The organism is Flavobacterium sp. NPDC079362 (genome assembly GCF_050267765.1).
GTDB classification, from domain to species: Bacteria; Bacteroidota; Bacteroidia; order Flavobacteriales; family Flavobacteriaceae; genus Flavobacterium; species Flavobacterium azizsancarii.
Genome location: NZ_JBNNFM010000003.1, coordinates 62,889 through 82,488 on the forward strand (window position 1 = coordinate 62,889; position 19,600 = coordinate 82,488).

General features: G+C 33.6%; 10 protein-coding genes. 4 read left to right on the top strand and 6 right to left on the bottom strand.

Annotated elements, in window-relative coordinates; translation table 11 throughout:
- The first annotated feature begins 10 nt into the window (after positions 1-10).
- The gene (locus ACQKCJ_RS04245) at positions 11-394 is read left to right on the top strand and encodes a group III truncated hemoglobin (protein ID WP_271334932.1); all 384 of its coding nucleotides are present in this window, start codon (positions 11-13) and stop codon (positions 392-394) included.
- Positions 395-709: 315 nt separating this feature from the next.
- Positions 710-2,485, top strand: coding sequence for an aromatic amino acid hydroxylase (locus ACQKCJ_RS04250; protein ID WP_271334933.1), 1,776 nt, complete (start codon positions 710-712; stop codon positions 2,483-2,485).
- Between the two features lie 276 nt (positions 2,486-2,761).
- On the opposite strand, the gene ACQKCJ_RS04255 is transcribed toward ACQKCJ_RS04250, so the two are convergent.
- The 5 genes from ACQKCJ_RS04255 to ACQKCJ_RS04275 form a co-directional block, all read right to left on the bottom strand.
- Positions 2,762-3,391: a DUF4230 domain-containing protein gene (locus tag ACQKCJ_RS04255; protein WP_271334934.1), complete on the bottom strand. Its 630-nt coding sequence runs from the start codon at positions 3,389-3,391 to the stop codon at positions 2,762-2,764.
- Between the two features lie 243 nt (positions 3,392-3,634).
- Positions 3,635-5,953, bottom strand: a complete 2,319-nt coding sequence (locus ACQKCJ_RS04260) for a BamA/TamA family outer membrane protein (RefSeq protein WP_271334935.1) — start codon at positions 5,951-5,953, stop codon at positions 3,635-3,637.
- Entirely contained in the window at positions 5,937-11,033 is a 5,097-nt protein-coding gene (locus ACQKCJ_RS04265; RefSeq protein WP_271334936.1) for a translocation/assembly module TamB domain-containing protein, read from the bottom strand. Before ACQKCJ_RS04265 ends, ACQKCJ_RS04260 begins: the two co-directional genes overlap by 17 nt.
- A 229-nt stretch (positions 11,034-11,262) precedes the next feature.
- Positions 11,263-12,234 carry a GSCFA domain-containing protein gene (locus tag ACQKCJ_RS04270; protein WP_271335009.1) on the bottom strand — a complete coding sequence of 324 codons (972 nt, stop codon included), beginning with the start codon at positions 12,232-12,234 and terminating at the stop codon, positions 11,263-11,265.
- 105 nt (positions 12,235-12,339) lie between these two features.
- A complete protein-coding gene (locus ACQKCJ_RS04275; RefSeq protein ID WP_271334937.1) occupies positions 12,340-13,116 on the bottom strand; it encodes a hypothetical protein in 777 nt (258 codons plus the stop codon).
- 386 nt (positions 13,117-13,502) lie between these two features.
- Here ACQKCJ_RS04275 and ACQKCJ_RS04280 point away from each other — a divergent pair, with 386 nt between their 5' ends.
- Positions 13,503-15,248, top strand: a complete 1,746-nt coding sequence (locus ACQKCJ_RS04280) for an ABC transporter ATP-binding protein (RefSeq protein WP_271334938.1) — start codon at positions 13,503-13,505, stop codon at positions 15,246-15,248.
- Positions 15,249-15,715: 467 nt separating this feature from the next.
- Here the strand turns inward: ACQKCJ_RS04280 and alaS are convergent, their stop codons facing one another.
- Positions 15,716-18,352, bottom strand: coding sequence for an alanine--tRNA ligase (gene alaS / locus ACQKCJ_RS04285; RefSeq protein ID WP_427401448.1), 2,637 nt, complete (start codon positions 18,350-18,352; stop codon positions 15,716-15,718).
- 269 nt (positions 18,353-18,621) lie between these two features.
- On the opposite strand from alaS, the gene ACQKCJ_RS04290 reads away from it, so the two are divergent.
- A complete protein-coding gene (locus ACQKCJ_RS04290; protein ID WP_271334940.1) occupies positions 18,622-19,599 on the top strand; it encodes a M23 family metallopeptidase in 978 nt (325 codons plus the stop codon).
- Position 19,600: the final 1 nt, after the last annotated feature.

The window sequence follows — 19,600 nt, forward strand, 5'->3', positions numbered from 1 at the left end:
TATTAAAAAAATGGCAACTCAGGATATCTCAAACATAGAAGACATCAAACTTTTAGTAAATACATTTTATGATAAAGTTCAGAAAGATGATTTAATTGGACCTATTTTCAATGAAAAAATGCTAGGAAGATGGCCTGAACATTTAGAAAAAATGTATCGTTTTTGGCAAACCATTCTTTTAGAAGAACATACTTATTCCGGAAGCCCATTTCCGCCACACAAACAATTACCTGTAAATCAGTCTCATTTTGATCGCTGGATGGAAATTTTCACTTCAACTGTCGATGAATTATTTATTGGAAAATTAGCTGAGGAAGCTAAAGTTCGTGCAGCAAATATGGCCTATATGTTCAATTACAAAATTGAATATTTTAGAAATCCTGAAAATCATTAGAAAAAAAATTGCCATCAATTTCACGAATTATCATGAATTATTTTATTGGAAATTTTTATCTCTATAAATTTAAAATGTTCTTTTGAAAACGGAAGTCCTAGCCCTGATGGAAGCGGCATCCTTTTTGTTTTTTCTTTAAAAACAAAAAGATACAGCGTACAGCAGGAATTAGCTCCTAAAACCTATATAAGATCTCAAGACAAACTTCACGAAAAACGCAATAAAAATCACCTTCGAATAAAATAATTGTAACAAATAGCAAAAAATAGCGGTGTTAATTCGTAATTTTGCATTCTAAACTACAACGTTTTCGAAATGAATGCAAGTATTGAAACAAACCCGTTATTAGAGCGATTGCCTAAACATTTAAAGCAGTTTATTAAACCTCAGGATTATAGCGATTACACTCCTATAAACCAAGCGGTTTGGCGCTATGTAATGCGTAAAAACGTAGATTATTTATCGAAAGTTGCACATAGTTCGTACTTAGACGGCTTACGCAAAACGGGAATCGAAATTGATGCGATCCCTAGTATGTATGGAATGAACCGGATTCTAACCGAAATTGGCTGGGCTGCGGTTGCGGTTGACGGATTTATTCCGCCAAATGCTTTTATGGAATTTCAGGCTTACAACGTTTTGGTTATTGCTTCAGATATTCGCCAGTTAGAACATATCGAATATACGCCTGCTCCGGATATTATTCACGAAGGTGCCGGCCACGCTCCTATTATTGCGAATCCTGAATATGCTGAATATTTACGCCGGTTTGGAGAAATTGGCTGCAAAGCCATTTCATCACATAAAGATTATCAGATGTACGAGGCGATTCGGTTGCTTTCAATATTAAAAGAAGCCGAAGATACTCCACAGGAAAAAATAGACGAGGCTGAAAAAGCTGTTGCCGATCTGCAAAATAATATGGGGGAATTGTCTGAAATGGCTCAAATTCGAAACCTGCATTGGTGGACTGTTGAATATGGCCTGATTGGAACTGTTGAAAACCCAAAAATATATGGCGCAGGATTACTTTCATCGATTGGAGAAAGTGCCTGGTGCATGACGGATAACGTAAAGAAAATACCTTACGATATCTCTGCTGCGAATCAGAATTTTGATATTACGCAATTGCAACCTCAATTATATGTAACGCCAAATTTCTCTTATTTAAGTTTGGTCCTGGAAGAATTTGCGAATAAAATGGCTTTAAGAACCGGGGGACTTTCGGGGATTCAGAAACTAATTCATTCCAATGCTTTAGGAACTATTGAATTGAGTACAGGTTTACAGATTTCGGGAGTTTTTACAAATGTATTAGAAGAGGAAGGAAAACCAATTTACATTCAGACAACAGGAAAAACAGCTTTATCGTATCGCGAAAAAGAATTAGTTGGCCACGGAACGCTAACACATCCGGAAGGTTTTGGAAGTCCGATTGGGAAACTGAAAGGATTCAATTTAGCAATCGAAGATATGAGCCCGAAGGATTTACAAGCTTATAGTATCGTTGAAAATGAAACTGTAAAACTGGAGTTTGAAGGCAATATTATTGTTGAAGGAGAAATCATTACAGGTTCCAGAAATTTACACGGTGAAATTATCCTGATTAGTTTTAGAAATTGTACCGTTACACATGGCGAAACAATTTTGTTTCAGCCGGAATGGGGAAATTATGATATGGCAATTGGTAAAAAAGTAGTTTCGGCTTTTTCAGGTCCAGCCGATGTAAATAGTTTCGATTTGATAAATTCGGTTCCTAAAACTACAACTATAAAAGCCAAACATTCAGACGAACGTGACGATCTGGAGATTTTGTACCAAACGGTTCGTATGATCAGAGAAAATAAAGATGCTAAATCTGAATTGAAATCTGTATTTGAGAAACTTCAAAAAAACCATTCTAATGATTGGTTGCTTTCTATTGAAATAGCGGAGCTTTCGAAGGATTCAAATGAAGCACAGCTTTTGCAGAAAGTATTGGTTTATCTGGATCAGTTGAAAATAAAACGTCCTGAAGTGGCACATTTAATTACTGGTGGATTGGATTTGATATTTAACGGTTCTTTGCCGGATTTGCCACAAAGACAATAAGACTTTTTGTTGTTGCGAAAATTTTGCCCACGAATCTTACTGATTTAAACTGATTAACGCAGGTTTTTTTTTAATCTCGCAAAGACGTGAAGTCGCAAAGTTTTTCTACAATTTTGTCATTTCGACCCAAGGGAGAAATCACACGCGGGATTAGACAAAGATTGACGACTTTCTGTGCGGAGCTTCTAGTGTGATTTCTCCCTTGGGCCGAAATGACAAACAATACGATTAATCATTAATTAAAAAAACTTAGAGTCTTTTTGCCTTTGTGGCAAACTACAATTTTAAATCTGTATTAAAATCTTTATCAGATTCAATTGTTTTTCCTTCGTATTGCAATTTCCAACCCATTGAATTTGTCAGGATCAGAATTTTAGATAACTCACTAATCAATCTATTTTGGGCATTGGTTTTCAAGGTCGATTTCTCGATTTTTTTCGCCAGATTGGCTTTTACTGATTTGTTGATTTTGTTGTAATCATCTCCTGTAAAAGGATTTAGTTTGCTTTGTTCAACATCGTAAAACTGAATATCCGGATTGATTGTAATTTCTTCTTTTGGAATATTAAGAATGGTGATGGTTTTATTTTTTTCGTCGATATCGTATTTGATTTTATGCAAATCATAAGCAACTGTAACATTTGCATTCACGACAACAAGTGCTTTCTTCTCAAAAGAAACCATATCCATCAAGTATTTCTGTTGATTTTTATAGGTAATGACTTCTGAAAAATGCCCTTCGGTGACTACTAATTTTCCAACATTTAAAATCTGCTGTTGAATTAAATTGGTATTGTAATCGATGGTAGAATCGTCGTCTTTTTTGAACTCACAATATTTGAAAGCCAAAACTATCAAAAGTACGACCGCAACGAAAACTATTATTCTCTTTATTAAATTTTGCATTCTATTATTTTATTAGACCAATTTACTTCTTTTTTCTAAGAGGTTAAAAGTTTTTCATCACTAAGTTTTTTCGCCATGACCCGAGCAACAGCGAACAGGCGAAGCAATTTCACGAATTTTCACTAATGCTTTGTTTATAATTTATAATGATGTGAATTTAAAATTTGTGAAATTGCTTATTATGCGCAAACTATATATCAGTGAAAATTCGTGAAATTTGCGGCAAAAAACGTGGCAAAATTCTTAAAATGGATAACCAATTGCGATATTCAAAATCAGGTTTTCTTTTCTCCACGGTCCGCTGCCAAAATTGATATCGTCGATTACCCATCTTTGTCCTTCCGGCAAATAAGGCTTTCTTAACGGAAATGCCAGATCTGTTCTTAGAACTAAGAAAGACAAATCAAAACGCAATCCCGCTCCGGCACCCACGGCAATCTCTTTCATGAAATCTTTGGTAATTTGTCCTCCTGGTTTATCTTTATCAGCATTTAAAAGCCAAACGTTTCCAGCATCTATAAATACTGCACCGCGAACAATACTAAAAAGTTTTGCCCTGTATTCTGTACTAAATTCTAATTTTAAATCTCCTGACTGATCCGGTAAGTATGAATTATCTGTGACAGTATTTACATAACTTCCAGGACCGAGAGATCGTGCTCTAAAAGCACGAATACTATTGGTTCCTCCTACCACAAATTGCTTAGACGTTGGCAATGCACCAGAATTTCCGTAAGGCAGTCCGGCACCAATAATAATTCTGCTTGCCAGTTCACTTTCTTTACCCAATTTTAAATAATGCCTGAAATCTCCTTTTAGCTTTACAAATTGACTAAACGGAACATCAAATATTTTTATGGTATCGTTCTTTTTTACATTAGCGCCTGTAGCCAAACCAGTTATATTTCCTGCCAAATCTAATTCTCCATTAAAATAAAACGTATTTTTTTTACGCTTCTGCATTGTATTTGTATATGTATACGAGTACGTTGGTCCAAAAATCAGTTGCTTTTCGATTACTTTCCCTAACGATGCATCTTCTATAATATCCTGACGATACTCTGCTGTTACATTATTTGGGCTCACATACGTAATATCAATAAGATTGAATTGGTGTTCTTTTCTGATGTTTTCTTTCCATTGATAACCAAATGATGTTTTAAACGAATTCAATGCATACAATTGTGTTCTGTTTTGATATTCATATCTCACTGTAGCTTTTGTTCTCGGCACATATTCGCTGGAACCTTCAATATGAAAAAACGGCACAATAAATCTCGGCCAGGTCAAGCTGGTTTCTGTTCCTAATTTATAAATATTTTTTCCGTTATTAGTTCCTGCAAGCTGAAAATCGGCTCCGCCAAAAACAGAAACCGTCAGCAGTTCAGCACCACGAAATAAGTTTCGGTTGTTCCAGTTTACATTCAGTTCTGTTCCTGTATAACTGGCTGAATTTGTTTTTCCTAAAACTTCTACACGAATAAATTTCTTCGGCAAAAGCGTCAGATAATAATAAGAATCCAAGGCGTTTTTTATACTATCAGAAGGTTTAAATTCGTTTTTTACAAAACTAAAAGTTCCCAGATTCACGAATCGGTTTAAAGTCAAATTGTGGTTCTTTCTATTGTATAAATCTCCTTTTTTAAAATAGATCGCCCGATCAAAAACCCTTGGTTTAAAAGTATCTGCAGTATCAATAATCGTAAAATCTTTGTATTGAACAATATCTTTACCAGTGTATTTCACGCTATCTTTTGAAACGGTAAAATTAGGATAAACTACAATTTTATTAATCTTGTAAGCGGTCAAAGCTTTTGGCGGTGCCTCAGGTTTTATTACCAACCTGATTTTTACTTCATGATCGCCTTTGCTGCTGTCTACCTGGGCTAAAATATAATCCGGATTAAAGTAGTAATATCCTTTTTCTTTAAGCCTTGCATCTATTCTTTCTCTCTCTGCTTTTATGACATCCAAATCATATGGTTTTCCTACTTTCAATAAACTTCTTCGGCTTGATCGCCCAATTATTCTTGACATGGCCAGAGAGTCATCCGGAAAAATTACACTTTTAATAATATACTGTCTTTTAGGCACAACCGTATATTCTGCAGTTGCTCTTTTGTTACTAACAGTAGAATCTGCACTGACACGCGTTTTAAAATAACCTCTGTTTTCTGTGAAATTTCGTAAAACCGAAGCATTATAATCTAAATCGACTTTGCTAAAAAGTACTGGCGCTTCTCCCACTTTATTACGCAGCCAATATCGAATTCCTTTTTGTTTTTTAGGTTCGCCTGCAATATTGTAAATCCATAATTTAGGTCGTAAACCTAATATTTGCTTGTTGGGTTTTGGTCGCAATAAATCTTCTAGTTCATTCTCGAAAGCTTTTCTTTCTTTCTTTTTAATAGTAGAATCCTTTACTGTCACAGAACCTCCTGTGTACAATAAATCTCCTTCGGGCAAATATTTAGTATTGCTGCATCCAAAAACAAAAAATAAGGATAGCGCTATAAAATATTTTACATATCTAATTTCCATATTGCTATGTCTTTTGTTCATTTCCTTCAATTTTATTTTCTTCGTCTTCTTTTTTATTCTCTTCCTTCTCTTTCTGCTTCTTTTTCTCTTTTCGCAGTTTTTCTTCTTTTATCATTTCTTTTTCGGCTGCACTTCTATGAAAAAGTTCACGGAATTTATTGTAACTCATTGTAATAATAAACGCAACTCCTGTCTCGACAACCTGACCTTCGACTGCAACCTGATATTCGTTTTTGCGATACGCACGAAGCATATATCGGCCGTCTTTTGTTAGTTGATAATCTAATGCTACGTCGCCGGCAATATTGGTACTTTCTTCATTTGCGCGTTCTTGTCCTTCGACAGCAAAACTGCTTCCTACCGTAACTTTTAATCGATCATTTAAAAGTTTTTTAGAAACACCCACATTCAAATCTGTTCTGTTTTCCCTGTTTCCGGTAGTATAATCATCTGTAGATTCAAGATCAAACTCTAATTGAACTCCGCTAATTAACTCTCCTGCAAGATCATTTAACTGTTGAGAAAGTATTTTACTCACACTTTGTCTTGCCAATGATTCTGCACTTGTTCCGCCGCTTTCACTCGCAAAAGGGTTTTCACCAATAAATCTGTTTAATAATAACAGTGCAAAAACCTGTTTGTTCAATTCATTTGGTTCTTGTCGTAATTGCTCTAATTTATTTTGGGAAGCTGTTACGATATCTGATGAAACATCATAATTCCCGTCAGGCAGCACAATATCAAATGTGATTTCCGGTTTCAGTAATTCTCCATTCATTTTCAATAATGTCTGGAACGGAATTTTCTGTTTGTATGTGTTTTTAACCGTCGGACTCATTGCTCCTAACTGGTTTCCAAGTAAATCTATTGGTGCTGTTTCTACTTTATAAATGGCTGTAATATTCAGACTTGCCATTGTAGGTTCACCATTCCAGGTAATAGAACTTCCTTTTTGAATATCAAATTTTCTTCGGATCATGTTGAAATTCATTTCATACGCTCCTTCAGAAAACTCATATTTACCCGTTAAAGTAGTTTTTCCTGACGGATCGATTCCTCCTGTAAGCTGTGCTTCACCTTTTAGATTCAGATAATCTCCGTTTCCTTTGTCAATCACCAAGGTAAGTTCAGCTTCTTTATCAATGGCAATTTCAACGCTCACATCCATACCAATTAACTGAGATTGATTCAGTTCTTTCTCCATCGCAACAGTTTGTTTCAGCAACATATTATCTTCATCGACAAACTCAACAATACCTTCACGATCCGCAATAGAAGGATCTGATTGTGGTAAAACAACTGTAAATTTAGTGTCTTTGTTTATTTTGATATTTCCGCCAACAACAGGATTTTTAAGCGTTCCTTTTATGTTTAGTTTGGTATCCAGAATTAAATCTCCATAAAACAAATCATTATCTGCTTCTTTAGAATGTATGGCTCTAAAATCGTCTGCAACAACTGTTAAACCAAAATCGAAATTACTATAATCAGCAGACTTAATCGTTCCGTCTATTGTTAACTCGTTATCATTCTCGTCATGAAAAGTAAATTTATCAAACGTAATTACATCATTTTGAAGCGTGATTTTTTCATCAACCGTTTTAAAGAAAGAATTCAGTTTAGTTACTCTGAAACCTGTTTCCTTAAAGTCTAATTCTCCAATTACTTTTGGCTCGCTTGCATTGCCCGTAATTTTAAAATTCCCGGTTAAATATCCTGTTCCTTCTTTAATATTACCCATACTGAATCCCTGAATACTTTTTATATTCAGTTTATTCAAATCTAAATTGAAATCAAGATCTCCATCGTCAACTTTATAATTCCCGGTAAGACTTACATCATTATCCTGACCCGTTAATGTAACATTTGCGGCCAATAAATTATCCACTTTGTTATCTACTTTAATACCAATATCACCAACAGGTTCCCCTTTAAAAGCGAACTGATCTACTTTTAAATCTGATGTAAAAGTGGGTTTTGTCATTATATTCTCAACAACTGCATTTCCGTTAATCAGACCTTGCATTAAAATCTCGTCTTTTTTAACCATATTCATAATGGTTTCGATTTTAAAGTTTACAAAATCAACTTTCAACGGTGCATTATCCTGTTCTCCCTGAGATTGTATCTTTAATTCATTGCCTGAATTTGATAAATAAAACTTATTAATATAAAGTCTTTTTCCTCCAAATTCAATTACATTTTCAGGATCAACCGTCCATTTATCGTAATTAAGCACAAAGTTTTCTGCATCGATTTTGAAGATATTTTTAGAATCTTCTGTTTTAAATTCTCCCGCAATAAAATACTGTTGTTTGTCTTTTACATCTTTCACTTCAAGAGCATAAGTCAAAATATTATTTTCGACTTTTCCTGCTAAACTTGTGAATGGAATTTTTAAAGAGCCACTTTCGATCGTTGCTACAGAAACCATATATTCTAAAGCATTCTCTTTTCCTTCGATATTTATTTTTCCATCGGCAATTGTGTTATCGGCATACACAATTCTTGGTATTGTCCCTTTTATTTCTAATGAATCTGTTACGTTATTGTACTTTCCTGTAATATTGACAGGCTCTAAACCAGTTAATTTTGGAACCAGTTTAAAAAGCAGCGGATCATTATCAATCTTTAACTTAAAGACCAAACGTTGTTCATCTGCTTCTCCATTTACTTTTGGATTTTTTAAATCAATATATTTCGATAATGATTTTTTTATTGCCGCTGTTAATGTGGTCAATTTATATTTTCCGTCAACTTCCGCTTTCAAAAACTGAGATGCAATTTTGATGTTATTTCTCGTATTATCCGCAAAAGCAATTATACGCACTGAATCCAGAACAATAGGTGCGGCATCTTGTACCACCTGTATATTGGAAAGAAATACTTTACCGTTTAAAAAATCAGGATTACTGTTGGCAATATCTGCATCTACATTACCACGCAGTTTCATTGGTCCGGCATGAAGATTTAGTTTTTCCAGATCAGCAATATCCAGATTTAATTTTAATTGTATGGATGGATATTTATCTTTTGTATTTCCACTTGCTACAAGATCAAAATGCAAATTAGGATCTTTCATTCCCGATTTTACATCAAATGATCCGTTTTCTATATTTCCTTTTAAAGCTAAATCCTTATAAGTATATTTATTAAAAACTGCTTTCTGAACCAATCCGTCAAATTGCGCCTGAGCTGTTTTTGGATCGAGTCCTTTCCCATCTACTTTCGCTTTAAGCGTAATTTTTCCGATTGAATCATTTTTGATTAATTTTCCCAAATCAAAATCCAACAAATAAACTGTTGCATTGTACTTCTCTTTTTTCTTAACACGCTGATCGAATAATGCATCGACTTTCGCATTTCCGAAACTACTGTTTAAGGCCAGGTTTGTTTTGAAATTCTGAACAGAACCTTTAAATTTTCCTTGCAGGTTTAATTGAGAAGGCAACTGAATGTTTTTCGGAATTGTTCCTGCCGGTACAAACGTATTAATATCCTTTGAAGTACTTGATATTTTTTTTATATCTAAATCGTAATAGGCTTTTTGGGCATCCGGCAACCCTGTTATTTTTCCAGAAAGAGAAACTTTTGTCGTTCCTATTCCACTCATTTCGAATTGTGGAATGTTAAGATCTTTAATTTTTCCGCTCAAGCGTGTATTAACGTACAAAATCGCATTTGGATTACTCTTAAACGGATTTGTCTTTTGCAAATCCGGAACAAAAAGCAAAATATCTTTAAAACCAATTTTTGATTGATTTAAATTAGCGTCTAAAGAAAGGTTTCCTAAATCTTTAGAAATTGTTGCAATCGAAGAATAAGCGACTTTAACTTTATTTTGAAGTAAAGTTTGAGGCGTTTTCAAATACAAATCATTCAGATATGCATTTTTAGGTCCGTAAAAGAAATCGGTTTTTAAAGACTGAATTTGTAATCCGCTTTTATCGTTTGCCGTTAAAGCTTTTATGTTCCCGGAAATGGTGTCGTTTCCGTAGTATAATTTCTCTGCTTTAAAATTTAATTTATCCAAATCAAGATGACTGTAATCAATACCTTTTAAAACTGGTTTCGATTGCATATCGTCAAACCTGAAGGCGACATCCTGTATATCTATATTCTTTAATTTTACTTTCCATCCTGCTTGCTTAATTGCAGTTGAATCTAAATCAGGAGTTTTTATTTGTTTGTCTTTTGTACCTAAACGTAAGTTCCCTTTTAGATTTTTCAATTCGAAAGTATCAAAATCTAAAAGCTGATTGTTCAGGTCAATTTTATTGACCGATAAATCAAGATTCCCCAGTTTTATTCCTGAGTCTAATTTGGAATCTTTATTATCATAAGCAATATCAATTTTCGACAAACTAATTTTACCTAAATTCAAATTAGAATCTTTTCTTTTCGAAATAGTATCAACGGTTTCTACCGATACTTCGGCAATTTTTTCGACTGCATCCTGATCTAAAACTAATTTTAATCCGTCTAACTTAATATTCGGAATATCGAAATTCATTTTATCCAAATCAAATTCCTTGAATTTTGTATCAAAATGTGTCAGATTGACCTTCACATCATTCTTAGAAAAATCATCTTTAAAACTGAATTTAACATTGTCCAGATTTACATTTACAACTGATATTTTGAATGGTTTACTATCCGGATCTTCAACCTTTGGTTCTTTAGATTCGAAAGCTTTTATTATATAATCAAAATTAAAAACGCCGTCTTTATTTCTGGAAATATTAGCATTGACATTTTCAAGGGAAACTGAATTTATCTCGAGCTCACTGCTTATTAGCTTAAACAAATCGACATCTAACTCTAAACGTTTACCGCTCAACAAAGTATCTTTCTTTTGATCTTCAAAATAGAAACCTTCCAAAACTATATCTTTTGGAAATTTAATAGAGATATGATCCAAAGCAACTTTGGTTTTTATTTTATTATGCAAATAGGTTATCGCTTTATCCTTTGCATAATTTTGGATCGACGGAACCTGAATTAAAACAATTAGAAGTAATAAAAGTGCAATGATAGAAACCACGCACCAAAGTAGTATACGTAGTGTTTTTTTAAGAAAATGAATTGGTTTCTTATTCATAAGTCAATAAAACACGGTTAAATTAAAGTTGTGTCATTATAAAGCTGTATTTCTACAGTTTACAAAATTGTAAATTTTAAACCTTAACAATTTACATAATTACATGCAATTATTCTAAAATTTTATGGACAAATAATTATTTTCTTACTTTAATTAGCCACGAAGGTGCTAAGGCACGAAGATTTTTAATAAACTTTGGTTTAAACAATGGAATTGAAATGTTTCTAAATTAAAATTTAATGTGCTTCCATTTTTCCTGAATCGCATTTATCTTCTGCTGAAGTTTTGCTAAGAATTTCTGGTGTTGTTCTGATTCCGGATTGAAGCTTCTGTGACGCAAACTTTTTTGTATTTCTGAAACCTCTTGCATCGTTGAAATACTATTTTCAGAAATATAGTTTTCACTGAATTTCTGCCAGATATAATCGATTGCTACTTGATTGGGATGTAACATATCTTCGGTATAAAAACGATAGTCCCGCAGTTCGTCCATCATGATTTCGTAGGACGGGAAGTATTCAATTCCCGAAAGACTTCGACTTTGCTCAGGATGACAATCGTTTAAAATAGAATGAACCGCCGCAAACAAATGTGATTTACTTAATTGATTTTCAGCAAAACCATCTTTGATATGACGAACGGGAGAAACAGTAAATATAAAATTGATTTTAGGATTTAACGTCTTAATAAAATCAACTGTATTTTGAATACTTTGCTCAATTACATTTACCGATAATAATTGTTTCGTAAATTGCTTTTGCGGTACTTTATGGCAATTGGCTACAAACTCATCGCTTTCTATGTTTCTGTAAATCCAGGAAGTTCCGTACGTGATAATAATGTGCGTGGCTTCTTTTAAGTATTTAGAGGTTTCTGAAATAGCCTTATTCAAAGTTTCCAATAATTCCTGTCGATCTGAATTACTTAAATCCGAATGTACTTCATAACTATGCCAGCGCTCATTATAAAAGAAAACATCTTTCTCTGTATAAAATTCTTCCTTAATAATCCTGCTGATTATCTTCTCGATCGAAACCGGATTAAAAATAATCCCAAACGGATTTGTCTGGTTTTGAAATTTAAAATAATCGAATTTCTCCGCCATATTTTCAGCAAAACAGGAACCAATAGAAATGATCTTCGAGTTATAATCGATTGGACTATTGGTTTTAGAAATTGGTATTTGCGTTCTGAATTGCATGATTTTTTTATTCAAAAATACAGTTTAAAACTCATTTAAAGATCTAAAAAAATCCCCAACATCAATTATTGATGATTGGGGATTTATTATTGTATTAAAAGCTAATTAATAAGCAATCTCTAATTTAAAAGAGTTTTTAGCATCTCCAGAGAATATTTCAGTTGCAAAATTATTAGCATTGTATTTATTGGTATTCGTTACTGTTACTGTTCCAATAACTTTTCCTGAAGCATCAGTTTCTACAGTAACATTTTTAACTGTATTATTTGCTGAATAAAAATCAAAATTATCATCTAAATCCAACAAAAGTTTAGCTCCTGTAATATTGGTAAAAGGGTTTTTCTTGTCATCAAATGTACTTGTACTTTTTTCCCTTACAGCATCGATAAACTCAGTAGAAATTATATTTCCATTTGCAAAAGTATAAAGTCTTGTTGTATCATATTTAACTTCCTGTCTGTTGATTATCTCAGAATAATTTGCGTTAACAGTACCGTTTGCATTGTAAACAAAAGTTAGTTTTTGTGGAGGAGTAGAACTGAAAGCACTCGTAGTAAGTTTAGAAACTAATTTTCCAGCTTCGTACGTATATACATCTGTAGATTGTAACTCACTTGATTTGAACTCCTCAACTTTAGTGATTACTTCTCCTGTATACGTATAAACAAATTTAGAAGCATCTGAAAGAGAAATTTGCTTTAATTTATTTCCGTCGTAAGTAAACGTAAAATCAAGACTTCCTGACTTTCCATTTTCAACAGTTGTTTCAACAATTTTTTTAGGTAATAATGTTTCAGATGCAACATCTGTCGAATCGTCACTAGAACAAGAAGAAATCAGCACCATAGATAAAGCACTAAAAAGACATAAAATTTTTTTCATTTTTATTTGTTAAATTTGTTATTGCGGCAAACTTAATACAACCAAAAATCAAAACCTTACGGCATCCCACATTCAAACTAAAAAAATACAGCATGCAACCCCACTACTTACTAAAGCATTAATAAAGAATAACATAAGCAAACAATTACCTTAGTAATAAAATTTAACCAAAAATAATCCCATTTAAATACCTGATTGTTTTCTTCGTTTTTTTTATAACGCCAGTGTTAAAAAATATATTTTATAAAAAATTAAGACACTCAAGACTAAAAAAACACGCCGCTAATTTCAACTGTAAAAAAATTTAGTTTTTTAATAACTAAAAGCAACTTTACAAAGCCAAACTATTCACTACTTTTGCATCTTCAATAAATTTAAACTCACACATGAAATTATTATATTCTTATATAATCAAACACAAAATGCTCTTGCTTTTTGCGTTGATTATGGCTTCTATAAACATTTGTTTCAGCTTATCAGACTCAATTATTACCGGTAAATTAATGCAGGATTGCGGTGTTGGTTTGCATAAATATGAGGGAAATGAAATAGGTTTTTTAAAATCTTTATCCTTCTGGCTGGGGCTTTCCCTTGGTGCTGCAATGATCTCAAGAATTACCAAAAACTTTCAGGATTACTTTACCAATGTCGTAATTCAGCGTACCGGAGCTCAAATGTATACTGACGGAATCAAAAAATCGCTTGATTTACCTTATGCCGAATTCGAAGATCAGCGAAGCGGTGAAACTTTAAGTAAATTGACGAAAGTACGCTCTGATTCTGAAAAATTAATTACGCTTTCGATCTCTTTGATTTTTCAAACCATTATCGGATTTATATTTGTAATCGTTTACGTTGCCCGAATCGATTACCGTATTTCACTAATCTTTTTGGTTACGGCTCCCATTATTGCTTTAATCAGTTCGTATTTAGGTAAAAAAATAAAAATCGTTTCCAGAAAAATTGTCAATCAAACCAATGCTTTGGCTGGTTCTACAACCGAGAGCTTGAGAAATATTGAATTGGTAAAAAGTCTTGGATTAACGTATCAGGAAGAAAAACGTCTGAACTTAAACACTTTTAAAATTCTGCAATTAGAGTTAGAAAAAATTCGTTTTATCAGAAGCTTGAGTTTTATTCAGGGAACAACCGTTCACTTTTTAAGAACTTGTGTTGTCTTTACGTTGTATTATTTCTTGTTTGGACATAAAATTATCGTGGGTGATTTATTGACCATGGTATTTTTTACTTTCTTCATTTTTGGACCATTACAAGAATTAGGAAATTTCATTATTGCATTGAATGAGACTAAAGTTTCAATGGAAAATTTTAAGGTTTTATTAAGCGCACCAAAAGAGTTTCGCCCAAAAAGTCCGAAACATGTTGGAGCAATAAGGTCTTTACTTTTTACCAATGTAAGTTTTCAGCATAAAACTGCAAAATTCAAAGCGGTAGAAAATATTAATTTCGAAATTAAACAAGGTGAAACCGTTGCTTTTGTTGGTCCGTCAGGTTCCGGAAAAACAACTTTAGTAAAACTATTAGTCGGATTGTATACTCCTGCCGAAGGGCAGGTTCTTTATAATGATATTGATTCTACAGAAATTGACTTGTTAGATTTACGAAAACAATTGGGGTTTGTAACTCAGGATGCTCAATTATTCTCAGGAACAATTCGTGAAAATTTACTGTTTGTAAGACCTAATGCTACTGATGAAGATTTGTATGATGCTCTTAAAAAAGCGAGTTGCGAAAAATTATTGCAACGTGCCGAAGATGGTTTAAATACAACAATTGGCGAAGGCGGAATTAAAGTTTCCGGTGGTGAAAAACAACGTTTATCAATCGCCAGAGCTATTTTAAGAAATCCTAATCTATTGATTTTTGATGAGGCTACTTCTGCATTAGATTCTATTACTGAAGAAGAGATCAATGCTACGATTAGAAATATCTCCGACCAAAACAGAATAACGGTTTTAATTGCGCACAGATTGTCTACTGTATTGCATGCCGACAAAATATTTGTCTTGGAACAAGGTAAAATTATCGAATCCGGTAAACATGAAGAACTGATTGTTGAAAAAGGTTTGTATTACGCTATGTGGCGTCAGCAAATTGGGGAAAGAAAATAGCTTTTTTTAAGGTTCTGAGCTGCTAAGGCGCTAAGTTGCTAAGTTTTTTTTCAGATAGTGTCCAGCTTTAGCTGAATGGAACAAAAAAGTTTAAAATTGAAGGGCTTTAGCCAGACTATTACGTTTGGCTAAAGCCCTTTCTTTTATTAAGACAACCAATTACACGTAACTATTTATCATTTCGTTTTCTAGATAAAACTAAATCTTTTTTCAGGAGCTAATCCCGCTTTCCGTTTCCATATTTTGTGGCGAACCCCGCCACAAAAGGATTTTCTCTTCTATCGGGGCTAGGCCAATCATTTTCATAAGAATGTTTTCGTTTAGTATGTCATTTTAATTGTTTAACCTATGGTAAAAAATTGAATTTATATGCAAAACCCGACAGGTTTTAAAACCTGTCGGGTTCGCTTTTTAGATCTTATAAAAAACTTAGAACCTTAGCAACTAAGCTTCTTAGTAACTTTTCTTTACTTCACAAAATCAACTGCGTGAGACAAAGCTTCCGCGATTCCTGCAGCATTTTTACCTTTTCCGGATGCGAAGAAAGGCTGTCCTCCTCCATTTCCTTCAATATATTTTCCTAATTCTTTGATAACAGCATTTGCATTTAGGCTTTTGCTTGCTACTAAATCCTTAGAGATATAACAATGAATATTTGGCAAACCGTCTTCTATAGAAGCTAAAAACACAAAAGAATCTGCTTTTGAAGCCCCTAAAACAGAAGCTAATTCTTTAGTCGATGCCATGCTTAAATCTACTTTTTTTGCAAGGAAATTGATTCCGTTTACTGCCTGGAAATCTTTCTCTAAATCAGATTTTAAAGCATTTACTTTTTCTTTAAGCAATTGCTCAATTTGCTTTTTCAATTTAGCATTATCATCTTGTAAAGAAGCCACTGATTTTAAAATATCCTGTGGATTTTTTAATGTTTCTTTTATTTCAGCTAAGGTATTCTCCTGATTTTTATAGAAGTCTTTTACAGCATCACCTGTAATTGCTTCAATACGACGAATTCCCGCCGCTACTGCGCCTTCAGAAATGATTTTGAAATGCCAGATTTCTGCCGTGTTTTTTACGTGAATTCCACCGCAAAGCTCTTTACTATCACCAAATTCAATCATACGAACATTATCCCCGTATTTCTCTCCAAATAAAGCCATTGCACCTTTATCTAATGCCTCTTTAATCGGAATATTTCTGTGTTCTACTAATTGCAATTGTGCTTCGATTTGCGCATTTACACTTGCTTCAACCTGACGTAATTCTTCGTCTGAAACCTTAGAAAAATGCGAAAAGTCAAAACGCAAATAGTTAGGATTTACCAATGAACCTTTTTGCTCTACGTGAGTTCCAAGAAGCTTTCTCAAAGCCAAATGCATTAAATGCGTAGCCGAGTGATTTTTAGAAGTTGAACTTCTTAAATCGGTATTTACTTTTGCTGTAAAACCAGCTTCAATATTTTCAGGCAATTGTTTTGCAAAATGCAAAATCAAATTGTTCTCTTTCTTCGTATCAATGATTTCGATCGTTTCGTTTGCAGAAACTAACGTTCCTTTATCACCCACCTGTCCTCCTCCTTCTGGATAAAATGGTGTATTGTCTAAAACAATTTGGTATAAAATTCCGTCTTTTTTAGAATCTACTTTACGAATTCTCGTGATTTTGACGTCGTTTTCTACTTTGTCATATCCAACAAACGTTTCTACATTTCCTGGAATCAAAACAGTCCAGTCTTCTGTTGAAACTTCTGATGCTGCACGTGAACGTGCTTTTTGCTTCTGCATCGATGCATCAAATTCTGCTTCGTTAAGAGACATTCCTTTTTCTTTCAGGATCAATGCTGTTAAATCTTTCGGAAAACCAAAAGTATCATACAATTCAAATGCTTTTGCTCCAGAAACTTCAGAACCTTTGGTTTGTGCAATTACATTGTCTAACAATTGTAATCCCTGATCTAAAGTTCTTAAGAAAGAAGCTTCTTCTTCGCGAATTACATTCGTAACCAATTGTTGCTGTAATTTAATCTCAGGAAAAAATTCTCCCATTTGGTTTGCCAGAACTTCTACCAATTTATTGATAAAAGGTTCTTTCGTATCCAAGAACGTAAATCCGTAACGAATGGCACGACGCAAGATTCTACGTATTACATAACCTGCTCCTGTGTTTGATGGTAATTGTCCGTCGGCAATTGCAAAAGCAACCGCACGTACGTGATCTACTACAACACGAATCGCAATATTCGTTTTGTTTTGTTCTTCACTGATGTTTTTAATTTCATTAGATGTATATGTAAAACCTGTAATTTGTTCTACTTTCTCGATAAGCGGTGTAAAAACATCGGTATCATAATTTGATGTTTTTCCTTGCAAAGCCATACACAAACGTTCGAATCCCATACCGGTATCTACGTGTTGTGCAGGAAGTTTTTCAAGAGAACCATCAGCTTTACGGTTGAATTCCATGAATACATTATTCCAGATTTCAACTACCTGAGGATGATCGTTATTTACCAAACTTTTACCTGAAACTTGTGCTTTTTCTTCTGCTGAACGTAAATCAACGTGAATTTCAGAACAAGGTCCGCATGGCCCCTGATCTCCCATTTCCCAGAAATTATCTTTTTTGTTTCCAAGGATAATTCTGTCTTCCTCGATTAATGTTTTCCAGATATCCCAAGCTTCCTGATCAAAAGGAACATTCTCTTCTTTGCTCCCTTCAAAAACAGAAACATAAATATTCTCTTTCGGGATTTTATAAACTTCTGTCAACAATTTCCATGAAAAATTAATCGCTTCTCTTTTAAAATAATCACCAAACGACCAGTTCCCCAACATTTCGAACATAGTATGGTGATACGTATCAATTCCTACCTCTTCAAGATCATTTTGCTTACCGGCTACACGAAGACATTTTTGCGTATCGGCTATTCGTTTACTTTTTGGAGTTGAATTTCCTAAAAAATATTCTTTGAACTGGGCCATTCCCGAGTTGTTGAACATTAAGGTTGGATCGTCTTTAAGCACAATAGGAGCCGACGGAACGATTAAGTGCCCGTTGCTTTTAAAAAAATCTAAAAATTGTTTACGTACGTCTTGTGATTTCATGTTATAATTAGAAATGTAATAATGTGATAATTTGATAATGTGTCAATTAGATAATTTAGTTCATCTGAAAATATATTAATGTATTTTTTAAATTAGAAATTTATCATTCTAAACAATAAATTTCACTTTAAAGACATTATCTAATTATCAGATTGACACATTACCTAATTCTATTTTATTCTTGAAAAAAGCTTCGAACATCTGAAACATTTATTAAATTTGTTCTACTAACTTATTTTACAAGCTGCAAAAATAGGGTATTTTAAAATATGGCGAAAGTAAAATATTATTACGACTCAGAAAATCTGGCTTATACAAAAATAAAGACCAGAAAAAGAATCAAATTTGGCTATGCATTATTGTTTTTGCTGGCTTCGGCATTGTTTGGTTTTTTAGTTTTTGTTCTCTTATTGAATACTCCTTATTTTGAAACACCAAAGGATCGTTTACAGGCTCGTGAAATCGAGAATCTGAAATTGCAATATTCAATTTTAAATAAAAAACTGGATGAAATCGACGATGTAACTGAGGCATTAGAAAATAGGGACAATAATATTTACAGGGTTTATTTTAATAAAACTGAAATTCCCGATTCTATCCGAAAAGCAGGCTTTAAAGATTCTAAACGTTATAGAGACCTAGAAGGCTACAACAACTCACAATTGGTTTTAAATACGACAAAACGCATTGACAGATTATCAAAAGAATTAGCCATTCAATCGAAATCATTAGATGAAATTTTGAAACTGGCGAGTACAAAAGGCAATTTATTATTGGCAATTCCGGCGATTCAGCCTGTTCGTAACGAAAACCTTAAGCGAATGGCTTCAGGATTTGGATATCGCACTGATCCTTTTACAAAAGTGAGGAAAATGCATAACGGAATGGATTTTACAGCCAACACAGGCACTCCTGTTTATGCCACTGGCGATGGTGTTGTAGAAAGAGCAGATAATTCGGCTTCAGGATTTGGAAACCACGTCGTCATCAGGCATGGTTTTGGATACGAAAGTTTGTACGCCCATTTAAGCAAATACAATTGCAGGGCCGGACAACATGTCAAACGTGGTGATGTTATTGGATATGTGGGAAGTACCGGCAGATCTGAAGGTCCGCATTGCCATTATGAAGTACATAAAGACGGAAAAGTCGTAAATCCGCTGAACTTTTATTACGGCAATATATCGGCAGCAGAATATGTGGCAATTTCACAAATGGCAAATCAGGAAAACCAATCATTAGATTAAT